Below are 22,902 nucleotides of genomic sequence, written 5' to 3'. Positions count from 1 at the left end.
AACAGGATGTTCAGTGATGACTACAGCAACATCGCCTGACAACTCAGGCAGCGCACAAGCACAGGCTCAACCCGAGCCCAAGCCTACTCAGTTCAAATTGCCGGTGGTGCAGGATGACGGGAAGGACTTTAAAACCGTCGATGAAGCTCAGCGCAAACGCGCCACTGATCCGGCAGGGTTCTATCTGTTTGGACTGAACAATTTCTGGCACGGCGGCATTCATCTCAACAGCCGCAGTTTCCCTCAGCATAAAGATCAAATGCCATTGCGCTGTATTGCTGATGGCGAAGTGATCGCCTATCGCGTCAATGAACAGTATTTTCGCCAGCCCCTGCTAAATGACGCTGGCACCACGGAGTCAGGCCAGCTTTGTACCTCGCTGGACTTCTGTCTGGTACGCCATGATTACCTCAGCCCGAAACGCAAAGATCCAGAGCAGGCGCCCGCGACCAAGGCCAGCCCACCCGCAGCGCCTGCCGTTATTGCCGTAAAAAGCGGTGAAAGCTATCTGGTCAACACCCAGAGTGATCCACTGACCATTCGCCGCAGTCTGGAAAGCAGTGTATTTGATCAGGCCAGCAACAAGGGGAAGTTGCCCCGTAATAGCCGCGTCAGTGTGATTGATGGTGTGCCCCGGCAAGGCGGCAACGGCATGGACTACTATCAGGTCAGAGTGGAAAGTACTCCTGCTGGCAGCACCGTGGTCATCGGTGACGACGTGTATGCGCCGGCCCGCTACCTGCTGGCGACCCGCCATGTAGTGACAGCGGACAGCAACGGCCGCATTGATCCTGCTGGCGATGACGTCATCAAGGTGGGCAAGGATTCCGTAGTGGATCTGATTGCGCAGGTGCCGGTCAAGGCAACGCGCAATGGCAAGAGTTATACCTATCTGCCCGTCAGGGTGACCGCCGCGGCAGCTCCGGCGAATGCGCAGGGTCGGGTGGCTCAGGTGGGCGACACGCTCAATATCATTGAGCAAAACCTGCGTGCGGAGCCTTTGCCTGCACCTCCTCCCGTACTGCACGAGGATGATCTGATAGAACAGCAGAACGCCCCTGCCAGTCCTGCCGCCGAACCGCAAGGGGAACAGAATCGTCTGCGCTTCTACAGCCTCTATATGCATCTGGCACCCTATGAGGACTATAAAGCCTGGGAACAGCAACACCGGCTGCAAGGGGCCATCATGGAAGTGACTGGTAATGTCCGCCTGCGTGCCTTACAGGATGGCAGCGGTGATCCGTTGATTCTGGCCAGTATGCCGATCAAAACCCTGCCTGCAGGCAGTCGGGTACGGCGAACCAGTGGCAGCCAGTCCGCCATCATTTCAGGTAAAAGCGGCGCACAGGACTTTGTCAGGGTGACACCACTCATTCAAAGCGCTGATCAAAGCTGGCATGACGATCCGCAAACCGGCTATGTAGCGCTGAGTCATGTCAAGGATGTCGCCCAGCCGACGCAGCCAATGCCGCTGTACTGGGTGGAGCAACGGGAGGGTATTACCAAGGGGACTCGCAATATCTTTGATGATGCCAAGGCACCGGTGGACTGGCTTAAGGAAGGCACACGCGTCCGCTATCAACCGGCCAGCCGCTGTGCTCACCCCAATCGTGGCGACCTGATTCGCTGTACCGTACTGGACGAAAACGCCTTCGCCGGCTTTAACGGGCGGCGCTCTACCCAGGGGCAAAGCTTCTGGATGGAGTTGCTGCCCGGTGAGATTCATAACAGCGTGGAAGATCAGGGCATTGCCCCTCCTGATCATGCCAATCCGGGGGCGGAATCGCAGGTGCATCACTGCTCGCCGCCCATCCCGATCAAAGCGGGTGATCCGGTGGGTTATCTCAGTCGCTACGATGTGCAGACCGCCACGGCTACGGGGCAACAGATTAACAGCGTCTACTGGAGTCACCTTGAGCTGTTCAGCGACGCCGATGACAGTGCCATCAATGCCTTGCTCGACAATGCGGCTCAGGTCAATGTCGGCAAGCAGTATCTGAAGCTTCTCGACGACCCGCAGCGGCCCATTTATCTGGCCATCAAGGATCCTGGCAGCAGCGGCAGCCAACCCAAAATGCTCGATACCCACCAGCCCGTGAGCTTTGAGCAGTCAGTGGCAGGGTCCAGTGTGCCCATGCTGATCGAGATGAGCAGTGGTGCCTCGGTCACCGACGATCAGGGCAAAGTGTGGTATCCCTCCGCCGAACCGGGCAAATATATCAGCGCCGATGCAGGGGAAGTCATCAACCAGTACGAACTGCGTAAGCTGGGCTATCAAACCCTGATCGAGAGTAATAACAGCGCGGATGGTTTCTACAAGCAGGATGCCAATAGTGATTCCGATGTGGTGGCGCCCTTTTTTCAGCAATTGTTTAAAGCCATCGACACCGATCACGATGGTGAAGTGAGTTTGTCTGAGCTGCAGCTGGCCTTTCAAAACCGTTCTCTGCGCGATGTGATTAACCGCATCGTTCCCCGTCACCCCAGTGAATGGCATCAGCCTACTATTGAGGCCATCAAAGAATGGGTAGAAAAGCGCCGTCAGCACGGCGAAGAGCGCGGTGGCTGGAGCGATGGCGTCAAGGCCTTATTCAAAACGGAAGTGGAGCGTATTGAAAAGCTGGAGTTTCTCAGTCAGGTACCGGAAATAAAGGCAGAAAAAGGGCTCTGGCATTTTGAGCCGTTTGAATTGGTGAAGTGGTTGGGGAGATCAAGAAGATGTTATTGCCATGAACAGGGAATTGTAGACAGCCCCTGTTTCGAGGGACGCAAGGATGTTACAAAAAATGATTTTGAGACTCTTGCATCTGAGTTAGGTATTGAGCGCGAGGTACTGCGTGCTATAGCTGTTGCAGAAACTGGCGATAAAACTCCCTTTGCTGAGTACGTTAAAGGTCAGCAGCACGCGAAAATTTTGTATGAGCGACACTATATGAAAAGATTTTTGCGTAAAAGTGGGATGAAAGAAGAAACCATTAATGAGCTTGAAATAAATGAACCCACAATAGTTCATGGGTATGTACGAGGTTATCAGTATGGATCAGAGCAAATACAGTACGAAAGATTAATTCGAGCAAGACAGCTGGATGAAAAATCAGCAAATATGTCATGTTCTTGGGGTAAGTTTCAAGTTATGGGCGAGTATTATCATCATCTTTATGAGTCAACTCAAGAGCTTGTGGATGCACAGAATTACTGTGCATTTCAACATCTTCAGTATTACAAGGTTTTCCTGACAAAGGAAAAAAATCTTGTTAAACCTATGAAAGAAAAAGATTGGTTAACTATTGCCATTAAATATAACGGAGCTAACCAAGTAGGATATGATGGAAAAATTGAGAGAGCTTACAATGCTCTAAAGGTGCAATGGTGAAATATCTAAAAATCGTAGTGATTTTATTCATATTGAGCTCATTCTCATACGCTGATAGTGGCTGTGGTGAGAAAGGCTCGGAATTTAACGTCATACTGAATAATGAAAAAACATGCGTTTTATTAATAAAGGAGACTGACCACTATAGTATTGAGGTTACGATTGATCAACAAAGGAAGCTTTATAAAAATTTGGTTGATCTGTCTACTTTTGACGAGATTTCCTACACTGATACAAATGTTCAGCATGGATTGGTTAAAATTAGCTTTATCTATCCGATAAATTCATATTCTATATCATTTGACAAAGATGGTATCGTAGGTGTCTATAAAGAGTATAGATTACCTTTTAGAGATGAATTTTCTTATCTTGAGCTATCAGCCCAAGATAATATACTCCCATTGCATAGTGATCGTGTTTATGGAAATGCATTTAATATTTTCGATGACAAAATATTTAAATTGGAATGTAAATCTACTTGCACTGCTCAGATCAATGTTGACAGGTCTTATCTGAGAAAAAAACCGAATGAAAATAAAAGTAAAGTATATGTAGTAAAGAACGATGTAGTTGAATTATTGAAATATGAAAATGGCTGGCTATATGTCAGCTATAAATCTAGCAATGGAAAAATTTATCAAGGCTGGATAAAAATAGATGATATTATTTAGTTTTTTTAAAATGAGGCAGAGTTGATGTGAAAAGCGGACCCGAAGGTCCGCTTTTTATTAAGCGTTTACGCTAAATCAGGGAACGATATTTCCCCTTATAATTAATCGTGACAATGGTTTGACTGACAATCAAAATTCATCTATTCCTGAGCCAAAGCGGGAAACGAGAGAAATAAAAGAGCTTATAGAATCAGGACCTGAAATTGATATTCCAGATAAGATTAGAAGTATGAAAAGAATCTGGATAGGTGATGACAGTGTTAAAGGATTACTAATGCGGCGGGAAAAGGGGGCCGTTTTTTTGAAAAAGGTTTGAAGTGTCCGCATTATGGAGAATAATGGTGAAAATAAAATTTATGCTGTTTTCTATTCTTTCTCTTCCTTACTTTTGCATGGCTGGCGAATGCAAAACCAATATTTGTATTTTTGATAATGCAATAGAGTCATACAAAAACGAGGATGACCGACTTAATACCGAATATAAAAAAGTCAGAGCATTCTTGTCTGACGAAAAATTTTTGAAAGTAAAGGAAGTTCAGAAGCTTTGGATTAAATATAGAGATGAAAAGTGTTCGGATGCGGCATATAAACCCAGCGACACTGGGGAAGAGTCAAAAATAAATAGAGCCTTGTGTTTATCTCATATGAGTTCAGCCAGGAGTATAGAGCTGAGAATGATTTATGATTCTGACTTTCGCAATAGTATTAACTATGTGTATGGCTCTTTCCTGAGAGCAGGTTTTTATGGAAAACAGAGAAAAAAAACCACTCTTGAAAATGAATATATCGACAATAACTGTCGTAGTTTAGATAGTGTCATTGAAGGATTTGATAAGGAGTTCTGTAAGGAGAGAATGAGCACTCCATGAATGAAATAGAGGCTGTTCATAGTTCTGTGTCAGTAATATTCACAGTTCGACATACTCGTCGATCCGCTCCGCGAAGTGGATGCTCGAGGCTGTCGCATTAGTTAATGAGAAGGGCTGTTCAGTATAGAAACCTGTCAGGCGCTATAAATAGCCTATTAAGAGTTATTTCCAATAAGCCTGTTACTTTACAGGTAGTCATTTAACTCTTGTTATCTACGGAAGGATTATAGAGGGCATGGGTTATTACACCTTACTCGTTTTTCTAATTATGAAAAATTTAAAGTTGATTCTGGTGTGGATGTATTGAGTAATCCTGATTTGCTTTGTGATGATCTGAGTGTGGCAATACATTCAGGAGCATGGTACTGGAAAAAAATAACATAGGTTTAGTAGCAGATGAGAGCGATAGTGTAAGAGACGTTACAGAAAAAAATTAATACTGCACTACATCAGCTGCCAAACCGAGAAAAATTTAAAGATGAGATAACTTCAATTTTCAATCATGAGTATGGTGGATGTGCATGGACATGAAACGTAAGCTACATTTACAGCTAGTCTTAAGTATAGGTCTATTGTGCAGTATTTTTAGTGGTTATTTATATGCAGACCAGTCCTGTTCAGCAAGTATTATATCGGCGATAGACAGTGATCTTAAAAAAAGTGGTGACTATATACTTGATATTGCCTGTAAGACGAAGCCGGAAGATATAAGTGAGGAGATTGTTGCGCTAGTTTCTGCATCGAAAATCAATAAAGATGAATATAAATATATAGTTTTGGTGAAAGATGTAGGGGCAGGGATAGATTGGTCAAGAGCATACAGCAGCAAGCTGTATTTAGATAATGGTGTTAGCTTAGATAAAAAATCTATATGGATAGACACTGCTAACTATGAACTGAATGAGAAGGTAAGGGCATTTGGCGTTAGGCTCGGTTTGCAATATGCCACATCTTGTACGGAGAATGTTATTGGTAGGCCTCTGAGTCTATTTATACGTGAACATGATAAAGTGCGGCCAGTATTACGTGATGTGCCAACAGAGTATTTTCATACCTTGTTAAAACAAGGTGAGGTTGGTTGTGATCAAAGCATGATAAGTAGTACTGAAGTTGGGAAGCTGTACTTAAGTATGGATGATAGTGCAAATCAAAATTTTAAGGATATTAGACTGAAGCTTAAAATTTGTGATGTAAATGGCGTGTCATGCCGAGCTTTAGTGGGTGGTCTTAAATATGATGGCGATTCTAACAGTGGAGAGTACAAGAAAGCTGAGTGGGAAAGATATATTGATGATAACTGGTTACTCGGAAAGGAATAACCCAGTCGTCGAATATATAAACGATTTAGTACAAACAAAAAGCGGACCCGAAGGTCCGCTTTTTAATTAAGTGCTTACGCCAAATCAGGCAGCAACAGTTGGAATAACTGAGGCAGCTGCTTTTTTGTAAGACTCGATTTCGTGGAAATTCAGATAACGGTAGACATCAGATGCCATGGTATCGATCTTCTGAGCAATTTCCATGTACTCCGCCACGGTAGGCAGCTTGCCCTTGATGGCTGCAACAGCCGCCAGCTCCGCAGAGGCCAGGTACACATTGGCACCATTACCCAGACGGTTGGGGAAGTTACGGGTTGAGGTGGAAACCACGGTGGTGTTATCGCCTACACGTGCCTGGTTACCCATGCACAGTGAGCAGCCGGGCATTTCGGTGCGGGCACCGGCACGGCCGAAGATGCCATAGTAGCCTTCTTCAGTCAGCTGGAACTGGTCCATTTTGGTCGGAGGAGCGATCCACAAACGAGTAGGAACAGCGCCACCATTGGCTTCCAGCAGTTTGCCTGCGGCACGGAAGTGACCGATGTTGGTCATGCAGGAGCCGATGAAGACTTCATCAATCTTGTCGCCAGCCAGTTCAGACAGCGGCTTGATGTCATCAGGATCGTTCGGGCAGGCCAGCAGCGGTTCAGTGATAGTAGCCAGATCGATGTCGATCACTTCTGCGTATTCGGCATCAGCATCGGCTTCCATCAGGACTGGGTTGGCCAGCCACTCTTCCATCGCTTTAACACGACGCTCGATAGTACGTACATCGCCGTAACCCTGAGAAATCATCCACTTCAACATGGTGATGTTGGAGTTGATGTACTCAATGATGGGCTCTTTATCCAGCTTGATGGTACAGCCAGCAGCAGAGCGCTCAGCAGAGGCGTCAGACAGTTCAAATGCCTGCTCAACTTTCAGCTGGGGCAGACCTTCGATCTCAAGAATGCGGCCAGAGAAGATGTTCTTCTTGCCTTTCTTCTCAACGGTCAGCAGGCCACGCTGGATGGCTGCGTAAGGAATGGCGTTAACCAGATCACGCAGGGTGATGCCAGGCTGCATTTCGCCTTTGAAGCGAACCAGTACAGACTCAGGCATATCCAGAGGCATAACGCCGGTCGCAGCAGCGAAGGCAACCAGACCAGAACCTGCCGGGAAGGAGATACCGATAGGGAAACGGGTGTGAGAGTCGCCACCGGTACCTACAGTGTCAGGCAACAGCATGCGGTTCAGCCAGGAGTGGATAACACCGTCACCAGGACGCAGTGACACACCGCCACGGTTCATGATGAAGTCAGGAAGAGTGTGGTGAGTATCTACGTCTACGGGCTTGGGATAGGCCGCGGTGTGGCAGAAGGACTGCATGGTCAGATCAGCAGAGAAGCCCAGGCACGCAAGGTCTTTCAGTTCATCACGGGTCATTGGACCAGTGGTGTCCTGAGAACCAACGGTGGTCATCTTGGGTTCGCAATAGGTGCCAGGGCGGATACCGGTTACGCCGCAAGCGCGGCCCACCATTTTCTGTGCCAGTGAGTAGCCTTTGCCAGAGTCAACAGGTTGATCTGGGGTACGGAACAGCGTGGACTGAGGCAGGCCCAGAGCGTCGCGCGCTTTGGCAGTCAGACCACGGCCGATGATCAGGTTGATACGGCCACCCGCACGTACTTCATCCAGCAGAACCTGAGACTTCAGTTCAAAAGTGGCAATCACTTCTTCGCTGTCGTTACGGGTTACTTTGCCTTCATAGGGATAAACGTCGATAACGTCGCCGGTTTCCATATTGGAAACGTCTACTTCAACAGGCAGTGCACCGGCATCTTCCATGGTGTTGAAGAAAATCGGAGCAATTTTGCTACCCAGGCAGAAGCCGCCGTCACGTTTGTTGGGGATGAAGGGAATATCATCGCCCATGTGCCACAGCACAGAGTTAGTCGCAGACTTACGTGAAGAGCCAGTACCTACCACGTCGCCAACGTAAGCAACAGGGAAGCCTTTTTTCTTCAGCTCAACGATAGTTTCCAGTGGTTTATCCAGGCCTTCGCGAGGCATCTTCAGCATCGCCAGAGCGTGCAGAGGAATGTCAGGACGTGACCAGGCATCAGGAGCAGGTGACAGGTCGTCAGTGTTAGTCTCGCCAGGTACTTTGAACACAGTCATGCTGATCTTGTCAGCCAGCGCTGGGCGGCTGGTGAACCACTCGGCTTCAGCCCAGGAGTTCAGAACCTGTTTGGCATGCTCGTTACCTGCTTCTGCCTTTTCCTGTACATCGTGGAAGGCATCAAACATCAGCAGGGTGTGAGACAGTGCTTTGGCAGCAGTCGGTGCCAGTTCAGCGTTGTCCAGGCAGGCAATCAGGGGCTCAATGTTGTAGCCGCCCAGCATGGTGCCCAGCAGTTTGGTCGCGTGAACTTTATCAATAAGAGGAGAGCTGGCTTCGCCTTTGGTGATGGCGGCCAGGAAGCCGGCTTTCACATAGGCTGCTTGGTCAACACCGGCGGGAACGCGGTTGGTGATCAGGTCCAGAAGATAGTCTTCTTCACCGGCAGGTGGATTTTTCAGAAGATCGACAAGTGCGGCTGTCTGTTCAGGATCCAGGGGCTTGGGAGGAATCCCCAGGGCAGCACGCTCTTCAACGTGTTTACGATAAGCTTCAAGCACGGTATAGCCCTCATCAATTGTATTTGCAATCACCGCTCAACACAGGTTGAACGATGACGGGATTGACGCCTTGGTACAAATTCAACCCTTCACGCTATGTAATAGAAAACTCATCCATAGCGTGAAAGGTCAGCCTTTGTGGGACACCTCCAAAAACCTACCATGCCGTGCTCTAGGCTCGCTGCGAAGCCGATTAATGCTGGTTTTTGGAGATGCCCCCAAAGCGTCTGATTGGGTGCGGCGCAGTTTAACTCAATCCCGTGATTAAGTTAAGCATTGTCGACAATGCGGAAGTTTAGACTTTGGGTATAGATGCCCCTTGTTTTTGGGGTACGGCACTACAAACTCCAACGGCTATGCAGTCTGCTCATCGCACGTCCAACAGGCGTTAAAAAGGATAGAAGCCGACAGAAAATATTCCAGTTTTCCGCTATACTCGCCGCCAATTTGCATGCAATTGGAAGACAATGGACGCACTTGAATCAATTCGTGGTTTCCTGCGTTGTGAAACCCCCGATAGCTGGATTGCCGCTGCGTTAGCCGATCAGGAAACCATGCTGATCGACCACGCTCACTGCGAGCAGAAAGCTGCTGCCACGGCGATGTCTTTGATGTATCGCTATCCCGATCGAACTGAGCTGCTGATCAAAATGGCCCGTCTGGCGCGTGAAGAGCTGGTCCACTTTGAGCAGGTTCTGCATTTGATGACCAAACGTGGTATCGAATTTCGTCACCTGACTGCTGCCCGTTATGCCTCGGGCCTGCGTGATCACATGAGTAAGCAGGAGCCGCAGCGCCTGATTGATGTGCTGATTATCGGTGCTTATGTCGAGGCGCGCTCCTGTGAACGCTTTGCCAGGATTGCCCCTCATCTGGATGAGGAGCTGGGCGCTTTTTATACCAGCCTGCTGAAAAGTGAAGGGCGCCATTACCTTAATTACCTCAAACTGGCGCGGCTTTACGCTAAAGCGCCAATTGATGAGCGTGTGGCCTATTTCGCCGATATTGAAGCTGAGCTGATTCTGTCCGGCGACGAGCAGTTCCGTTTTCATAGCGGTACGCCTATCGCTGCCTGAATGCAGGTAGTTGCGATCGGTGGTGGCCATATAGCCAGATCCGGTAATGACGCGAAAAACGTTATATAGGTGAAGCGGACTTCCGCAAAGGCCTGACATACACTGCCATGCCTGGCCGTAAAGGGGCTATCAGTCAGTGACAGCGTTGGCTGTCGATAGCCCGGATAAGAATAGCAGTAGTGAGAGTGAAGACAGCCGTGACAGTACAACGTGCAGATATCAAGCAAGCGCTATCTCAACGTATTCTCGTTCTGGATGGTGGTATGGGCACCATGATCCAGCAGTACAAGCTGGCAGAAGAGGCCTTTCGTGGTGAGCGCTTTGCCGACTGGCACAAAGACATCAAGGGTAATAACGACCTGCTGGTGCTGACGCAGCCCGAGGTAATTTCCGCTATTCATCGAGCTTATCTGGAAGCCGGTGCGGATATTCTCGAAACCAATACCTTTAATGCTACCCGTATTGCTATGGCTGACTACGACATGGAGTCGTTGTCCCATGAGATTAACCTGGAGGCTGCGCGCCTCTGCCGTCAGCTGGCCGATGAGTTTACGGCGGCCAACCCGGCCAAACCCCGCTTTGTGGCGGGGGTGCTTGGCCCGACCAACCGTACTGCCTCCATTTCACCGGATGTGAATGACCCCGGCTATCGCAACGTCAGCTTTGATCAGCTGGTGGAAGCCTACACCGAGTCGATTGATGCGCTGGTCAAAGGCGGCTCCGATCTGATTCTGATCGAAACGATCTTCGATACCCTCAATGCCAAGGCCGCCATCTTCGCCTGCCGTCAGTATTTCGCGAAGCAGGGTGTTGAGCTGCCGGTCATGATCTCCGGCACCATCACAGATGCCTCCGGCCGTACTCTGTCCGGACAGACCACCGAAGCCTTCTACAATTCTGTCGCTCACGCTGATCCGGTGTCGGTCGGTTTGAACTGCGCCCTCGGTCCCAAGGATTTGCGCCAGTACATTGAAGAGCTAAGCCGTGTGGCGGCAACGTATGTATCCGCTCACCCCAATGCCGGTTTGCCCAACGAGTTTGGTGAATACGACGAAACACCAGAGGAAATGCTCTCTGAAGTAGGGCAGTGGGTCGATGAAGGTTTCATCAACATTCTGGGTGGTTGTTGCGGTACGACACCGGAGCACATCAAAGCCTTTGCTGACTTTGTGGCTGGCAAGACACCCCGTGCGATTCCCAGGATCGAGCCTGCATGCCGTCTCGCTGGTCTGGAGCCGGTGACGATTGCCGAGGACAGCCTGTTCGTGAACGTCGGTGAGCGTACCAACGTTACCGGTTCGGCCATGTTTAAACGCCTGATCAAGGAAGGCCTTTACGATGAGGCGCTGGTTGTGGCCCGTCAGCAGGTTGAAAACGGTGCTCAGGTCATCGATATCAACATGGATGAGGGCATGCTGGACGCGGAAGCGGCCATGGTACGGTTCCTCAATCTGATCGCCGGTGAGCCTGACATTGCCAAAGTGCCCATCATGATCGACTCCTCCAAGTGGGAGGTTATCGAGGCAGGCCTCAAGTGCATTCAGGGCAAGGGTATCGTCAACTCCATCTCCCTCAAGGAAGGTGAAGAGAAGTTTATCCATCAGGCCAGACTGGTACGCGCCTATGGCGCTGCGGTGATCGTGATGGCATTCGATGAGGTCGGGCAGGCTGATACCGAAGCGCGCAAGATCGAAATCTGTACCCGCTCCTACAATATTCTGACCAGGCAGCTGGGCTTCCCGCCTGAAGACATCATCTTCGACCCGAATATTTTCGCTATCGCTACCGGGATTGAAGAGCACAACAACTACGCCGTTGACTTCATCCAGGCCTGCCGCATCATCAAGCAGACCTTGCCCTATGCCAAAATTTCCGGCGGTGTTTCCAACGTATCCTTCTCCTTCCGCGGCAATAATCCGGTACGTGAAGCCATTCACTCGGTGTTCCTCTATTACGCCATCCGTGAAGGCATGACGATGGGTATTGTCAACGCCGGTCAGCTGGCGATTTATGAAGATATTCCGGCCGAGCTGCGTGATGCGGTGGAAGATGCCGTACTGAACCGTCGTGACGATGCGACCGAACGCCTGCTGGATATTGCGCCGCGATACAACAGCACTGGTGAGGCGGCTGACAACAAACAGGATCAGGAATGGCGTAGTTGGGAGGTCAACAAGCGCTTGTCGCATGCACTGGTCAAAGGGATTGCCGACTTTATTGATGAGGATGTGGAGGAGGCTCGTCACCATTTCTCCCGTCCACTTGAACTGATTGAAGGGCCGTTGATGGACGGCATGGGGATCGTCGGCGATTTGTTTGGCGCCGGTAAGATGTTCCTGCCGCAGGTGGTGAAGTCAGCGCGTGTCATGAAGAAAGCGGTGGCCTATCTGATGCCCTTTATCGAGGAAGAAAAACGTCAGAATCAGGAGCTGGCCGGTACGTCCAGCGCTGCTGGCAAGGTGCTGATGGCCACCGTTAAAGGGGACGTCCACGATATTGGCAAGAACATTGTTGGCGTCGTACTGCAGTGTAATAACTACGAAATTATCGATCTGGGTGTGATGGTTCCCGCCGAGAAAATCCTGCGTACTGCCAGGGAAGAGAAGGTGGATGTTATCGGACTGTCAGGCTTGATCACGCCGTCCCTTGATGAAATGGTTCACATGGCCAAGGAAATGCAGCGTCAGGGTTTCGATATTCCCTTGCTGATCGGCGGCGCTACGACCTCGAAGATTCACACCGCGGTGAAGATTGACCAGAACTACCAGAATAATCAGGTGGTCTATGTACCTAACGCATCCCGTTGCGTAGGAGTGGTCAGCCAGCTGCTGAGCAAGGTCCATCACGACCGTTTCGTCAAAGAAGTACAAACGGAATATGAAGAGCTGCGTGAGCGTCATCGTAACAAGCGTGGCGATGCGCGTCGGGTGACACTGGAGAAGGCCCGTAATAATCCGGAGCCTATCGACTGGCCAGCCTATCAGCCGCCTGTCCCGAGGCAGCTGGGATTGCAGGTTATTGAATCACTGGATCTGGCGGTATTGCGAGACTATATCGACTGGACACCGTTCTTTGCTTCCTGGGAGCTGGCGGGCAAATATCCACGTATTCTCACCGATGAAGTGGTTGGCGAGGAGGCCACACGGCTATTTGCCGATGCCAACGCCATGCTGGATCAGGTCATCAGTGAAAAATGGCTGACGGCCCGTGCAGTGTTTGAGCTGTTTCCGGCGAACCGCCGTGGTGATGACATCGTTATCTGGACGGATGAGACCCGTTCAGAGGAACGTATGGTGGTGCATCATCTGCGCCAGCAAACCGAGAAGATTGCTGGCAAATATAACCACTGCCTCTCTGACTATGTCGCCCCCGAAGACGGCCCTGTGGACTACATCGGCGCCTTTGCCGTCTGCGCTGGTGAAGGGATTGATCCCTGGGTTGCCAAATTCGAAGCAGATCATGATGACTACAGGAGCATCATGCTGAAAGCGCTGGCAGACCGTCTGGCAGAGGCTTTTGCCGAGTACCTGCATGAGCAGGTGCGCAAGGTGCATTGGGGCTATGCGCCTGAAGAAAACCTGAGCAATGAAGATCTGATCCGGGAAAAATACCAGGGCATTCGGCCTGCTCCCGGTTATCCAGCATGCCCCGACCACACTGAAAAGAAACTGATGTGGCAGTTGCTGGATGCGGAAGCCAAAGCAGGGATCAGCCTGACCGAGTCCATGGCGATGTTCCCCACCGCGGCCGTTTCCGGCTGGTATTTCAGCCACCCGCAGTCTGGTTATTTCGGCATTGGCAAGATCAGTGAAGATCAGGTGGAAGACTATGCACACCGCACCGGCATGGAAAAACGCGTTGCCGAACGCTGGTTATCACCCAATCTGGGCTATGAGCCTGAGGATTGATTGAGCCCGGCAACCTCGAACCGTTGTGAAGAAGCGGAGCCCGAAAGGCTCCGCTTTTTTGTTGTTTTTTTGATTGGTTGATTGTGGCAGTCAGTTAAGGCTGCCTTTTGCTGATGGCAGTACGTCGTCTTCGGCCTGCTCGAAAAATCCCAGATGCCCCACCAGTTGGTACAGATAGGTCGTCAGTGCCGCCAGCCCAAGGAACTTTAGAGTATGGTGCACCTCATTCTGCGGAAACGCATTGAAGAAGGTGTACATACCGGCGTACAGCATGAACAGGATCAGCGTCCACTGGCTCCAGGCATGGCTGCCCAGTCGATAACGTTCAGTTATGGCCAGGCCTGCGATGCCTGCCAGAATGCCAATGGCCGCACCTATCAGGGTATCGATAGGCCAATGCGCACCCACCATCACCCGGCTTAATCCCACTAGGCTTAATAACATCAGCGCGCCAATGCGTTGCCATGGCTGGCGACTGATGCTGATCAGCATGGCCGCCAGAACACCGGCGGTAGCGGTATGACCTGAGGGGAAGCTGCCAGCCGTCAGGGTCGGGCCAATGATATGCAGCTGCTCCAGCGGAAATACTCCGGCAGGGCGCGAAACAGGCAGACCGTGTTTGGTCAGCTGTACTGCAAGTGTGGCCATCACAGCAGCCATCAGTGTGGCGGGCAGCAGCCGGGGATGGCGAAAGGCAAACAGCAGTAGGATGGTCATGCTGACGCGTGCATCACCCACCTCCGTCATGGTTTGCCAGAAAGCATCCGGTATCCAGCGGCCGACCGCATTGAGTCCGAGAAACAAGCAGTGATATCCCTGAGTTACCCAAAGCAGCAAGGCGACGATGAGCAGTACCGGAGGTATGCGATACAGGTAGCCGTCGGTGTGACGGTTTGCAGGAGACAGGCGTGAAGTATCAACGGGATGTGTGTTCAGCAGGTTCATCAACATGGCGAAGTCTTCCTTCACTGACGCTGAGAGAGAGTGGCAGGGGAGGCGGGCATGCGTGCCAGCACAATGCCACCCTGGTGATAAAGAATGGTTGCCTCTGCCGCTGGAAAACGCTCCAGCAGTTCGGGCAGATGATCCGCTTTGGTCAGTACCACATCACCAGCCTGCGGATCGCCTGACGGTGTGGGAGCACCGCGGTAGAGGCTGAAGCTCGGCATATGGATCTTGTAGGCCACCACGGTTGAGGTTTGTAGCTGCCGGGCTTGCAGAGCGGCTTGCTTGACGGGAGTTTGCTGCAGATGGCCAATCGCTGGCAGAAGCAGCTGGCTGGCGAACAGCGTCTGTAATAAGCCGGCTGTGGTAAGACGCTGCCAGGGGGCAAGTCTCCTCAAGGCGGAAGGTGGCCAGAACAGCAGGGCTGTCAGTCCGGTCAGCAGCGCCGCCATCAGCAGATAACCCTGATTCAGTACTTCAGGAGCCTGAGACAGCATCTGTCGCTGATAGGCATTGTGCTGACTGCTGCCAAGGTGAGGTGCATAGAGCACCAGACCAATCTGCAAGGCAAAGAAGAGGATCGGGAGCAGCAGCTGCCAGCGCCGAATGATGACCTGCCGATACTTGGCCATGAGCACAATCAAAGGAGTCACCCCATAGAGGATGTAGTGGGGCAGCTGTGTTTGTGACAGGGAGAAAAGCACCATGACCACGGCAAACCAGATAATCAGCAGGCGCTCCAGAGGCCGTTTCCACAGTGAGCAGCCATGGCGTAAAAGTGTCAGCAGGGCACCGGTGTAAGGCAGCATAATCAGCGGCAGTACCAGCAGGTAGTAATACCAGTGGCCGCCGTGTCCTTCCATGGTGCTGGTCAGACGGTTGAGGTTGTGCCCGATCAGGAAGCCCCTGAAGAAGCCCATACCCTGTTGCTGCCATACCAGAATCAACCAGGGCACCAGCACTACGGCGAGAATGAGCCAGCCAGTAGGATTGAGCACCGCCTTTGACCAGTCTCGCAGACGACCATAGCTGGTGAACCAGATCAGACTGGCTACAAAGGGGATTGCCGCGGCAACAGGACCTTTGGTCAGCATGCCCAGGCTCAGCCAGAGCCAGGTACGGTAAAGTAGCGTTTTTTTGCCGGATGACTGGTAGCGATAAAGGTCAAAGAAACTCAGGGCGATGAACAGATTCAGCAGTGCATCGGCTGTTGCGGCTCTGCCAATCAGCATGATCCAGAGGGTTGAGCTGAAAATCAGTACAGCCACCATGGCACTGCGCCGGTTGATGAACTCTTTGCTGAAGTAATAGATGCTGGCTGCCCATCCGATGGCGCTGAGGGCAGAGTGCAGGCGCAAAGTGGTCTCATTCAGGCCAAACAGCAGGACGTTCGCTGCCTGAAACCAGTAAGTAAGAATGGGTTTATCATAACGCGGCACCCCATCCAGATAGGTCGCCGACCAGATGCCAGAGTGGATCATTTCGCGTGTCGCTTCGGAAAAGGCGCCTTCATCAACGTCAAACAGAGGTACGTTGCCTAATCCCAGGCTGAATGCAGCGAGGACATAAAGCGTCATTAATGCCAGCGGCCACCATGGGTGTTGTGTTCTCACCTTAACTTTCCTCTTCAGCGCAGCGTGACTGCGCGGCGACAGGGGAAGAGGGAGGGGCAGACGTCGGAACGTTTGGCTGCCATCCCTGTGCGAACTGTGCAGTACTGGTCTGGCGGACAACAAAGTGGCGGCCATCCGCCGCCTGATAGAAGGTCCTGCTGAGCATCTCGGCGAGAATACCTGAGGTCAGGAACTGCAATGACATCAGAATCAGCAGAACCGCGACGATCAGTAGTGGACGATGGCCAATGTCTTCACCCAGGACGAATTTCACCATCAGGAGCCAGGTCATCATCAGACCTCCGAGGGTGCCAACGGCCAGGCCAATGGAGCCGAAGAAGTGCCCGGGTCTGGCACGAAAGCGCAGAAAAAAGAACACGGACAGCAGATCAATGATGACTCTGAAGGTGCGGCTGAGACCGTACTTTGACTGACCGAACTGGCGAGCATGATGGCGTACCACCGTTTCGCCGATGCGATGAGGCGCAGTAACACCTGCCACCCATACCGGGATGAAGCGATGCATTTCACCGTAGAGACGAATCTGTTTGAGAATGTGGGCGCGATACACCTTCAGGCTGCAACCATAGTCATGCAGCTGTACGCCGGTAATGCGGGCAATCAGGGCATTGGCCAGACGGGAAGGGAGTTTGCGCTTGAGGGCGGCATCCTGTCTGTCCTTCCGCCAGCCTTGCAGCAGGTCGAGATCACGTTCCAGTAACTCATCGACCATGCGCGGAATGTCAGCGGCATCGTTCTGTAGATCCCCGTCCATAGTGACAATCAGCTCGCCCCGCGCCTGATCAATACCTGCCTGCATGGCTGCCGTCTGGCCAAAATTGCGTTGCAGCTCAACAATGCAGACATGCTTACCGTATTGCGTCTGAGCTTCGTGCAGAGCGCTGGCAGTGCCATCAGGGCTGCCATCATCCACACATATGACTTCCCATTGTCCGCGGTAGCCTTCCATGGCTGATGACACCATCGCCAGCATGGCGGTGATGTTGAGTGCCTCTTTATAGAGGGGAATGACAATCGACAGAGAAGGGCGTGAAGCGAGCGTCATGGCGACAGGTATCTTCCAACAGCAAATGATGTGCTGACAGATACCAAGCCAACATTAAATGAACATTACGTATTTATGGATGAATCTTGACAGTGCCCCTGGCGGTGGGGGTGATCAGCAGCGCTATAGGCACGGTCAGGAGGATGACACTGAGCATATAGATGTGCACATTGACGGCCGCCAGCAGGGTCGTCGAAGTCGCGACCCCGAAGGGTGCCAGAGCAAATACCATAGCGGCCTCAAAGGTGCCGCTTCCACCCAGCCCGTGAATGGGTAATACGCTGCTGATATCAGCAGAGATAACGGCAAGCAGGCACTGCAGCGGAGCGATCGGCACAAAACTCAGCATCAGCAGGGTCAGCACGGCGAGTTTCAGGCTCCAGAGCCCGGCTGTCATCAGATAGAGTCGGGTAAGCTGAGCATTGGAAGGAACCGGGTAGCTCAGCAGGCGCACAACCAGTCGCCGCAAAGATGAACCCGGCAGATCGCTGCTAATAAGCTGATTACGGTGCAGGTGCAGCAGGTGCAGCGCCAGCACAGGGGTCATCAGTAAGGCCACGGGTAGCAGGGTAAATATCCAGCCAAAACTGATACAAAGCATCAGGGACAACAGCAGCAATAACCAGTGCAGATCCATCAGGCGTAACCACAACAGCCCGACGGCGGACTGACTGTAGGGCATGGCAAACGTACGCTTCATCAGGACCGGAAAGGAGGCCTCGCCCAGACGCATGGGGATCAGAATGTTAAGGGCGTTGTGCAGAAAGTTGATACGGATATAGGAAGGGAAAGGGTGTCCGGCTGTCCGGCCCAGCAAGTAGAAAACACGATAGGCGCGCAGCAGGTAACTGAGTAAGGTGAGGCAGACAAAAACGCCGACCTGCGCCGGTGGTAACAACTGCCATGCAGCCAGCACTCGGTTCCAGCCAAGATCGTATTGAACCCAGAGAATCAGGCCCAGACAAAGGGCAATCGCCAGGCACCACTGCATGATTTGCTTCATTGCGTTGATCTTTACTGCCAGTAAACTGCCTGCGGTTTTCCGCTGTGAGACAGTCGTGGGGTGGGCGGGACAGGTTATATCAGCATCTCATCGTCTTCCTGTTTCTCAACAGCGGCGATCGTTGCAACTTTCTCTGATCGTAAATACCTTGTCAGATCGTTGATACGCTCCTGAGGCTGTTTAGCCTAGGTTGCCATGATGACGGATTGGCGACATAGTGTCAGCTGCTGTCGTGATGTGCATTAATGCAGCTATTGTTTTTGGTTAATTATCATAATGAAAAAATACGTTGACGTTACAGGTTGAAAACGACTTTAATAAGTCGGTCTTCTAAAGACATAAAGAGACAATTCGTATGACCATGACTATCCGATCCCAAGCATCAGTGTATTGCGTCGCCCACCGACGTAATTGCAATACTGATCGCCCGTTCGCCGGATAGTCATCATCCAATCGGCCGCGGGAAATGCACGTGGCCGTCAGAAATACCCCCTTCTTTTTGATCAGGCTAAGTGTATTTCTCGCGCTATTTAAAGCGGAGAGAAGAAATGAATATTGTTGGCCTGATTCTGGTTGCCTACACCAAGCTAAAAAACAAAGCGAATAACGACCTGACATTTCAGCAGGTAAAACATTTGCCACCACACTTGCTCAAAGATATTGGCCTGTACCGCGACGGCGGCGCAGTTCGGCCTCTCTCGGGCGTCAGTGAGCAGCACGAGCAGAAGCTGACTGCAGCCACTGCAACCGAGGCAAAGCGCAGTGCTATTGAGGCGAAAGGTTCTTCTGGCGAGGTGCTGTTGCAGTGTCAGAGTAGATTGAAAAGTGCTGGTGATTAGTCTCGCCGCGGCTGCAGGATGTAGTCGCGGCAATTTCGTTGATCGAATCACTGCAGGATAAGATGGGATTCGGGAAAAGAGCAGGCTGCCTGAGGCACTGCTCTTTTTTATTTGTTCATTATTTAATACAGCTCAACAGGGAAATAGGCTTATCTCCCATTGAGGGTATTAGCCTTACGTCTTATTTGTCCGGATTATTGCTACCCATTTATTGCTGGGCACTATAGTATTTTTCGACTGTGAAATTTGCTCTCGCATCCAGCCAGCAACAGACCCAAAAGGTCCTGTTGAGAGAACGAATTAGTATGCCGGGCAACCCCCGACGTTCTCCTTGAACCGATGAGTGATCTGCAGAGTTCCCCACTTTTGATGGCAGCAATGGATAGCTGACATGACCGTCATATGTGTCATGTCGCGGTACATCATGCCTTCAGATGCTGGTGATGCTGATCTTCAGGTGTTCTCAATCTGGTCAATTTGGCTTATCCAGCCTGCATGATGCATTGCCAGCACTTGTCCCATGATATTCGGTTGAAATCATAGGGAAGATGACGGGCAATCACTGATCCTGAAAAATTGGGTACACAGGCGTAGTCAAGCGCCGACCCTGACAACCATAAAAACGAAGGAAACATCATGTCCATCTCACGTCGTACCCTTCTGGCCATTGCTACCTGTGCTGTACTGTCACCTCTTGCACACGCTGACTATAAAGCTGAATACACCGTATCCACTGTGCTGCCCAGTGCATTTCCCTGGGGACAGGCTGCGGACAAATGGGTTGAGCTGGTAAAAGAGCGCTCCGGCGGCCGTATCAACATGAAGATTTACTCCAATTCCCAACTGGTTTCTGGCGATCAGACCAAAGAGTTTTCAGCGATGCGCTCTGGCCTGATCGACATGGCGGTCGGCTCAACCATCAACTGGTCACCCCAGGTGCCTGAGCTGAACCTGTTCTCGCTGCCATTCCTGATGCCTGACAACAATGCCATTGATGCCATCACTCAGGGCGAGGCGGGAAAAATGGTATTTTCTGCCATCGAAAAGCGCGGTGTGACGCCTCTGGCCTGGGGTGAGAATGGCTTCCGCGAGCTGTCCAACTCCAAGCATGCGATCAGTCAGCCGGAAGATCTGAAAGGGCTGAAAATCCGCGTTGTTGGTTCGCCATTGTTCCAGGACACCTTTACCGCACTGGGTGCCAACCCGACCCAGATGAGCTGGGCTGATGCCAAACCCGCACTGACCACTGGTGCGGTGGACGGACAGGAAAACCCACTGTCGGTATTCGATGTGGCGCGTATTGATCAGGTCGGCCAGAAGTACCTGACACAGTGGCATTACATGGCTGATCCGCTGGTATTTGCCGTCAGCACGCGCGTGTGGCGTGAGTTCAGCCCTGAAGATCAGCAGTTACTGAAGCAGGCCGCTGAGGATGCCGGTAAATGGGAAATTGAAAAGTCTCGCGCAGAAGTCGCAGATACGCTGGCAAAAATTCGTGAGCGTGGTGTTGAAGTGACCGACCTGAATGCCGAACAGCATGATGCCTTTGTTAAAGCGACCGGGTCTGTCTATCAGAAGTGGACACCTCAGGTTGGCGAAGCACTGTTGAAGGCTGCTCAGGACGCCATCGCCAAGCGTCCGCAATAACCCCCTGCTAATGTAGAAGTCGGATCGCCGGGTCACCGGCGGTCCAGTAATTGGAGTTATTCCATGTCAGAGCGACGACCTGGAGCCCGCCTCGAAGCCATTCTGGCTGCCCTGGCTCTATCCATCATCTGTCTTATCAGTCTCGCCAACGTAGTGGTTCGTTACGCTACTGATGCTTCTTTTGCATTTACTGAAGAATTCTCGGTTTTCCTGCTGGTGGTCATGACCTTTGCTGGCGCAGCTGTCGCCGCACGGCAAAACGCTCATATTCGCATTGAGCTGATCGAGCACCTGTTACCACGCAACTGGCTGCCGCTGGTGTACGTGCTGCAATGGCTGGCCGGGGTAACCGTGCTGGCAATCGTGATCTGGTATGGCAGCACCTTTGCGTTAGAAGAGTATCAGTGGGATTCCCTTTCCCCCGGGCTGGGTTTGCCAAACTGGATCTACGTCATCTGGCTGCCTGTCCTGGCGCTGGCCATCCTGTTGCGAATGACCTTGAGTCTGCGTGATCGTTTGAGCGCACATCGGGGAGGTCATGATGAGTCCTGATCTGCTGATGATTCTGGCGTTCATGCTGGCGCTGTTTTTAGGTGTGCCGGTAGCCTTCGCGCTCGGACTGGGCGGTGTCGTTGGCATTCTCAGTGGTCTGAGTACCGACATGCTGGCTACCCTGGGGACAAACACTTACAATAGTGTGGCCAAGTACCCGCTGATAGCCATTCCCCTGTTTATCCTGACCGGAGCGATTTTTGAGCGGGCGGGGGTGGCGGCCAGTCTGGTACGCTTCGCCCAGGCGATTATTGGCCCACGTCACGGTGGTCTTGCCGTTGTTGCCATTCTTGTGTGCCTGATCATGGGTGGCATGAGTGGCTCTGGCCCGGCTGATGCGGCGGCGGTGGCCATGGTCATGCTGCCCAGCATGAAGCGCGCCGGTTATCCGCAAGCCTTCTCGGCCTCACTTATCGCCGCCTCATCATCGACGGCGATACTGATTCCTCCTTCAATCGCCCTGATTCTCTATTCCATCGTGGTCCCCGGTGTTGACCTGCGAGCCCTGTTTGCTGCCGGATTATTCCCGGGCATTCTGGCAGGTCTGTCTTTGCTGTTACCAGCCTGGTGGCTGGCCAAGCGCAATGGCTGGGAGTCACCCGAGGCATCTGAGCGACCACCACTTGGCAAGAGTTTTCGCGAAGCGATCCCCGCCTTGCTGGCGCCAGTCATCATTCTCGGTGGCTTGCGTTCGGGACTGTTTACGCCGACGGAAGCCGCGGTTGTGGCCGTGGCGTATGGTGTCATAGTCGGTGTAGTGATCTATCGTAGCCTGAGCCTGCGCGGTATGTGGGAGCTGCTGGAAGAGTCGGCAGTGACCTCAGGCGTGGTGATGCTGATCATTGCGCTGGCAGGAATCTTTGCCTGGGCAGGCACTACACTGGGCACATTCCAGCATCTGGCGCAGGCACTGTTGTCCCTGTCAGAGAATGGCTGGACCTTACTGGTGCTGGTGATGGTTCTGGTGTTACTGGCGGGGATGCTGCTGGATGCGGTATCCATTTATCTCATCCTGATCCCCATCGTTTTGCCGCTGATGCAGCATTTTGGCTGGAATCCGGTCTGGTTCGGCATTCTGCTGGCGATGAACATCGCTATTGGTCAGTTCACTCCACCGGTAGCGGTAAACCTGATGGTCACGACCCGGATTGCCGGTATTCGCCTGGAGCAGACCGTCGGCTGGACGCTGATCTTTATCCTCGCCATGCTGCTCAGTCTGGTACTGGTGATGCTGGTCCCCGGCATTGCTTTGTGGTTGCCCGACAAGCTTGGCTATGTCGTCGGTAACTGGTAACTCATAAAAGCGTTGTTAATCTGAAACAAACAAACCGCCAGCTGGCGGTTTGTTTGTTTAGTGCAG

General features: G+C 51.9%; 16 protein-coding genes. 11 read left to right on the top strand and 5 right to left on the bottom strand.

Going from position 1 to position 22,902, the window contains the following annotated elements:
* Positions 1 to 16 precede the first annotated feature (16 nt).
* The 5 genes from QCD60_RS25185 to QCD60_RS25165 all read left to right on the top strand — a co-directional run bounded on the left by QCD60_RS25185 (position 17) and on the right by QCD60_RS25165 (position 6,232).
* Positions 17 to 3,373, top strand: coding sequence for an N-acetylmuramidase domain-containing protein (locus QCD60_RS25185; RefSeq protein WP_279789604.1), 3,357 nt, complete (start codon positions 17 to 19; stop codon positions 3,371 to 3,373).
* On the top strand, positions 3,367 to 4,044 hold the full coding sequence (locus QCD60_RS25180; protein WP_279789602.1) for a hypothetical protein: 678 nt from the start codon (positions 3,367 to 3,369) through the stop codon (positions 4,042 to 4,044). The genes QCD60_RS25185 and QCD60_RS25180 overlap by 7 nt, the downstream gene beginning before the upstream one ends.
* A 118-nt stretch (positions 4,045 to 4,162) precedes the next feature.
* Complete coding sequence (locus QCD60_RS25175; RefSeq protein ID WP_279789600.1) at positions 4,163 to 4,360, top strand: hypothetical protein; 198 nt, start codon at positions 4,163 to 4,165, stop codon at positions 4,358 to 4,360.
* A 22-nt stretch (positions 4,361 to 4,382) separates the two neighbouring features.
* Positions 4,383 to 4,913 carry a DUF1311 domain-containing protein gene (locus QCD60_RS25170; protein WP_279789598.1) on the top strand — a complete coding sequence of 177 codons (531 nt, stop codon included), beginning with the start codon at positions 4,383 to 4,385 and terminating at the stop codon, positions 4,911 to 4,913.
* 521 nt (positions 4,914 to 5,434) lie between these two features.
* Positions 5,435 to 6,232, top strand: coding sequence for a hypothetical protein (locus QCD60_RS25165; protein WP_279789596.1), 798 nt, complete (start codon positions 5,435 to 5,437; stop codon positions 6,230 to 6,232).
* An 84-nt stretch (positions 6,233 to 6,316) separates the two neighbouring features.
* Here QCD60_RS25165 and acnB read toward each other — a convergent pair whose 3' ends face one another.
* Positions 6,317 to 8,893 (bottom strand): bifunctional aconitate hydratase 2/2-methylisocitrate dehydratase, encoded by a 2,577-nt coding sequence (gene acnB / locus QCD60_RS25160; RefSeq protein WP_279791068.1) that lies wholly within the window; start codon positions 8,891 to 8,893, stop codon positions 6,317 to 6,319.
* A 467-nt stretch (positions 8,894 to 9,360) separates the two neighbouring features.
* Here acnB and QCD60_RS25155 point away from each other — a divergent pair, with 467 nt between their 5' ends.
* A complete protein-coding gene (locus tag QCD60_RS25155) occupies positions 9,361 to 9,969 on the top strand; it encodes a tRNA-(ms[2]io[6]A)-hydroxylase (RefSeq protein WP_104154103.1) in 609 nt (202 codons plus the stop codon).
* 197 nt (positions 9,970 to 10,166) lie between these two features.
* Positions 10,167 to 13,877, top strand: coding sequence for a methionine synthase (metH, locus tag QCD60_RS25150; protein WP_279789593.1), 3,711 nt, complete (start codon positions 10,167 to 10,169; stop codon positions 13,875 to 13,877).
* 90 nt (positions 13,878 to 13,967) lie between these two features.
* Here metH and QCD60_RS25145 read toward each other — a convergent pair whose 3' ends face one another.
* The 4 genes from QCD60_RS25145 to QCD60_RS25130 form a co-directional block, all read right to left on the bottom strand.
* Entirely contained in the window at positions 13,968 to 14,828 is an 861-nt protein-coding gene (locus QCD60_RS25145; protein ID WP_279789591.1) for a phosphatase PAP2 family protein, read from the bottom strand.
* Positions 14,829 to 14,842: 14 nt separating this feature from the next.
* On the bottom strand, positions 14,843 to 16,435 hold the full coding sequence (locus tag QCD60_RS25140) for a glycosyltransferase family 39 protein (protein ID WP_279789589.1): 1,593 nt from the start codon (positions 16,433 to 16,435) through the stop codon (positions 14,843 to 14,845).
* 1 nt (position 16,436) lies between these two features.
* Positions 16,437 to 17,501: a glycosyltransferase family 2 protein gene (locus QCD60_RS25135; RefSeq protein ID WP_279789586.1), complete on the bottom strand. Its 1,065-nt coding sequence runs from the start codon at positions 17,499 to 17,501 to the stop codon at positions 16,437 to 16,439.
* Positions 17,502 to 17,574: 73 nt separating this feature from the next.
* Positions 17,575 to 18,504: a lysylphosphatidylglycerol synthase transmembrane domain-containing protein gene (locus QCD60_RS25130; RefSeq protein WP_279789584.1), complete on the bottom strand. Its 930-nt coding sequence runs from the start codon at positions 18,502 to 18,504 to the stop codon at positions 17,575 to 17,577.
* Positions 18,505 to 19,052: 548 nt separating this feature from the next.
* On the opposite strand from QCD60_RS25130, the gene QCD60_RS25125 reads away from it, so the two are divergent.
* From QCD60_RS25125 to QCD60_RS25110, 4 genes are all read left to right on the top strand, one after another.
* Entirely contained in the window at positions 19,053 to 19,343 is a 291-nt protein-coding gene (locus tag QCD60_RS25125; protein WP_279789582.1) for a hypothetical protein, read from the top strand.
* A 636-nt stretch (positions 19,344 to 19,979) separates the two neighbouring features.
* Entirely contained in the window at positions 19,980 to 20,990 is a 1,011-nt protein-coding gene (locus QCD60_RS25120; protein ID WP_279789580.1) for a DctP family TRAP transporter solute-binding subunit, read from the top strand.
* Positions 20,991 to 21,053: 63 nt separating this feature from the next.
* Positions 21,054 to 21,542 carry a TRAP transporter small permease gene (locus tag QCD60_RS25115; protein WP_279789578.1) on the top strand — a complete coding sequence of 163 codons (489 nt, stop codon included), beginning with the start codon at positions 21,054 to 21,056 and terminating at the stop codon, positions 21,540 to 21,542.
* Complete coding sequence (locus QCD60_RS25110) at positions 21,532 to 22,836, top strand: TRAP transporter large permease (protein WP_279791066.1); 1,305 nt, start codon at positions 21,532 to 21,534, stop codon at positions 22,834 to 22,836. Before QCD60_RS25115 ends, QCD60_RS25110 begins: the two co-directional genes overlap by 11 nt.
* The last annotated feature ends 66 nt before the right edge of the window (positions 22,837 to 22,902 follow it).

This window comes from Pokkaliibacter sp. MBI-7, from assembly GCF_029846635.1.
Classification (GTDB): domain Bacteria; phylum Pseudomonadota; class Gammaproteobacteria; order Pseudomonadales; family Balneatricaceae; genus Pokkaliibacter.
Note: the sequence above shows the minus strand (reverse complement) of the source record. Positions and strands in the feature narration are given on the sequence as shown.

Coding starts and splice junctions, on each gene's coding strand:
- QCD60_RS25185 (WP_279789604.1), top strand. CDS start 17: ATGACTACAGCAACATCGCCTGACAACTCAGGCAGCGCACAAGCACAG.
- QCD60_RS25180 (WP_279789602.1), top strand. CDS start 3,367: ATGGTGAAATATCTAAAAATCGTAGTGATTTTATTCATATTGAGCTCA.
- QCD60_RS25170 (WP_279789598.1), top strand. CDS start 4,383: ATGGTGAAAATAAAATTTATGCTGTTTTCTATTCTTTCTCTTCCTTAC.
- QCD60_RS25165 (WP_279789596.1), top strand. CDS start 5,435: ATGGACATGAAACGTAAGCTACATTTACAGCTAGTCTTAAGTATAGGT.
- QCD60_RS25155 (WP_104154103.1), top strand. CDS start 9,361: ATGGACGCACTTGAATCAATTCGTGGTTTCCTGCGTTGTGAAACCCCC.
- QCD60_RS25145 (WP_279789591.1), bottom strand. CDS start 14,828: ATGTTGATGAACCTGCTGAACACACATCCCGTTGATACTTCACGCCTG.
- QCD60_RS25135 (WP_279789586.1), bottom strand. CDS start 17,501: ATGACGCTCGCTTCACGCCCTTCTCTGTCGATTGTCATTCCCCTCTAT.
- QCD60_RS25130 (WP_279789584.1), bottom strand. CDS start 18,504: ATGAAGCAAATCATGCAGTGGTGCCTGGCGATTGCCCTTTGTCTGGGC.
- QCD60_RS25125 (WP_279789582.1), top strand. CDS start 19,053: ATGAATATTGTTGGCCTGATTCTGGTTGCCTACACCAAGCTAAAAAAC.
- QCD60_RS25120 (WP_279789580.1), top strand. CDS start 19,980: ATGTCCATCTCACGTCGTACCCTTCTGGCCATTGCTACCTGTGCTGTA.
- QCD60_RS25115 (WP_279789578.1), top strand. CDS start 21,054: ATGTCAGAGCGACGACCTGGAGCCCGCCTCGAAGCCATTCTGGCTGCC.
- QCD60_RS25110 (WP_279791066.1), top strand. CDS start 21,532: ATGAGTCCTGATCTGCTGATGATTCTGGCGTTCATGCTGGCGCTGTTT.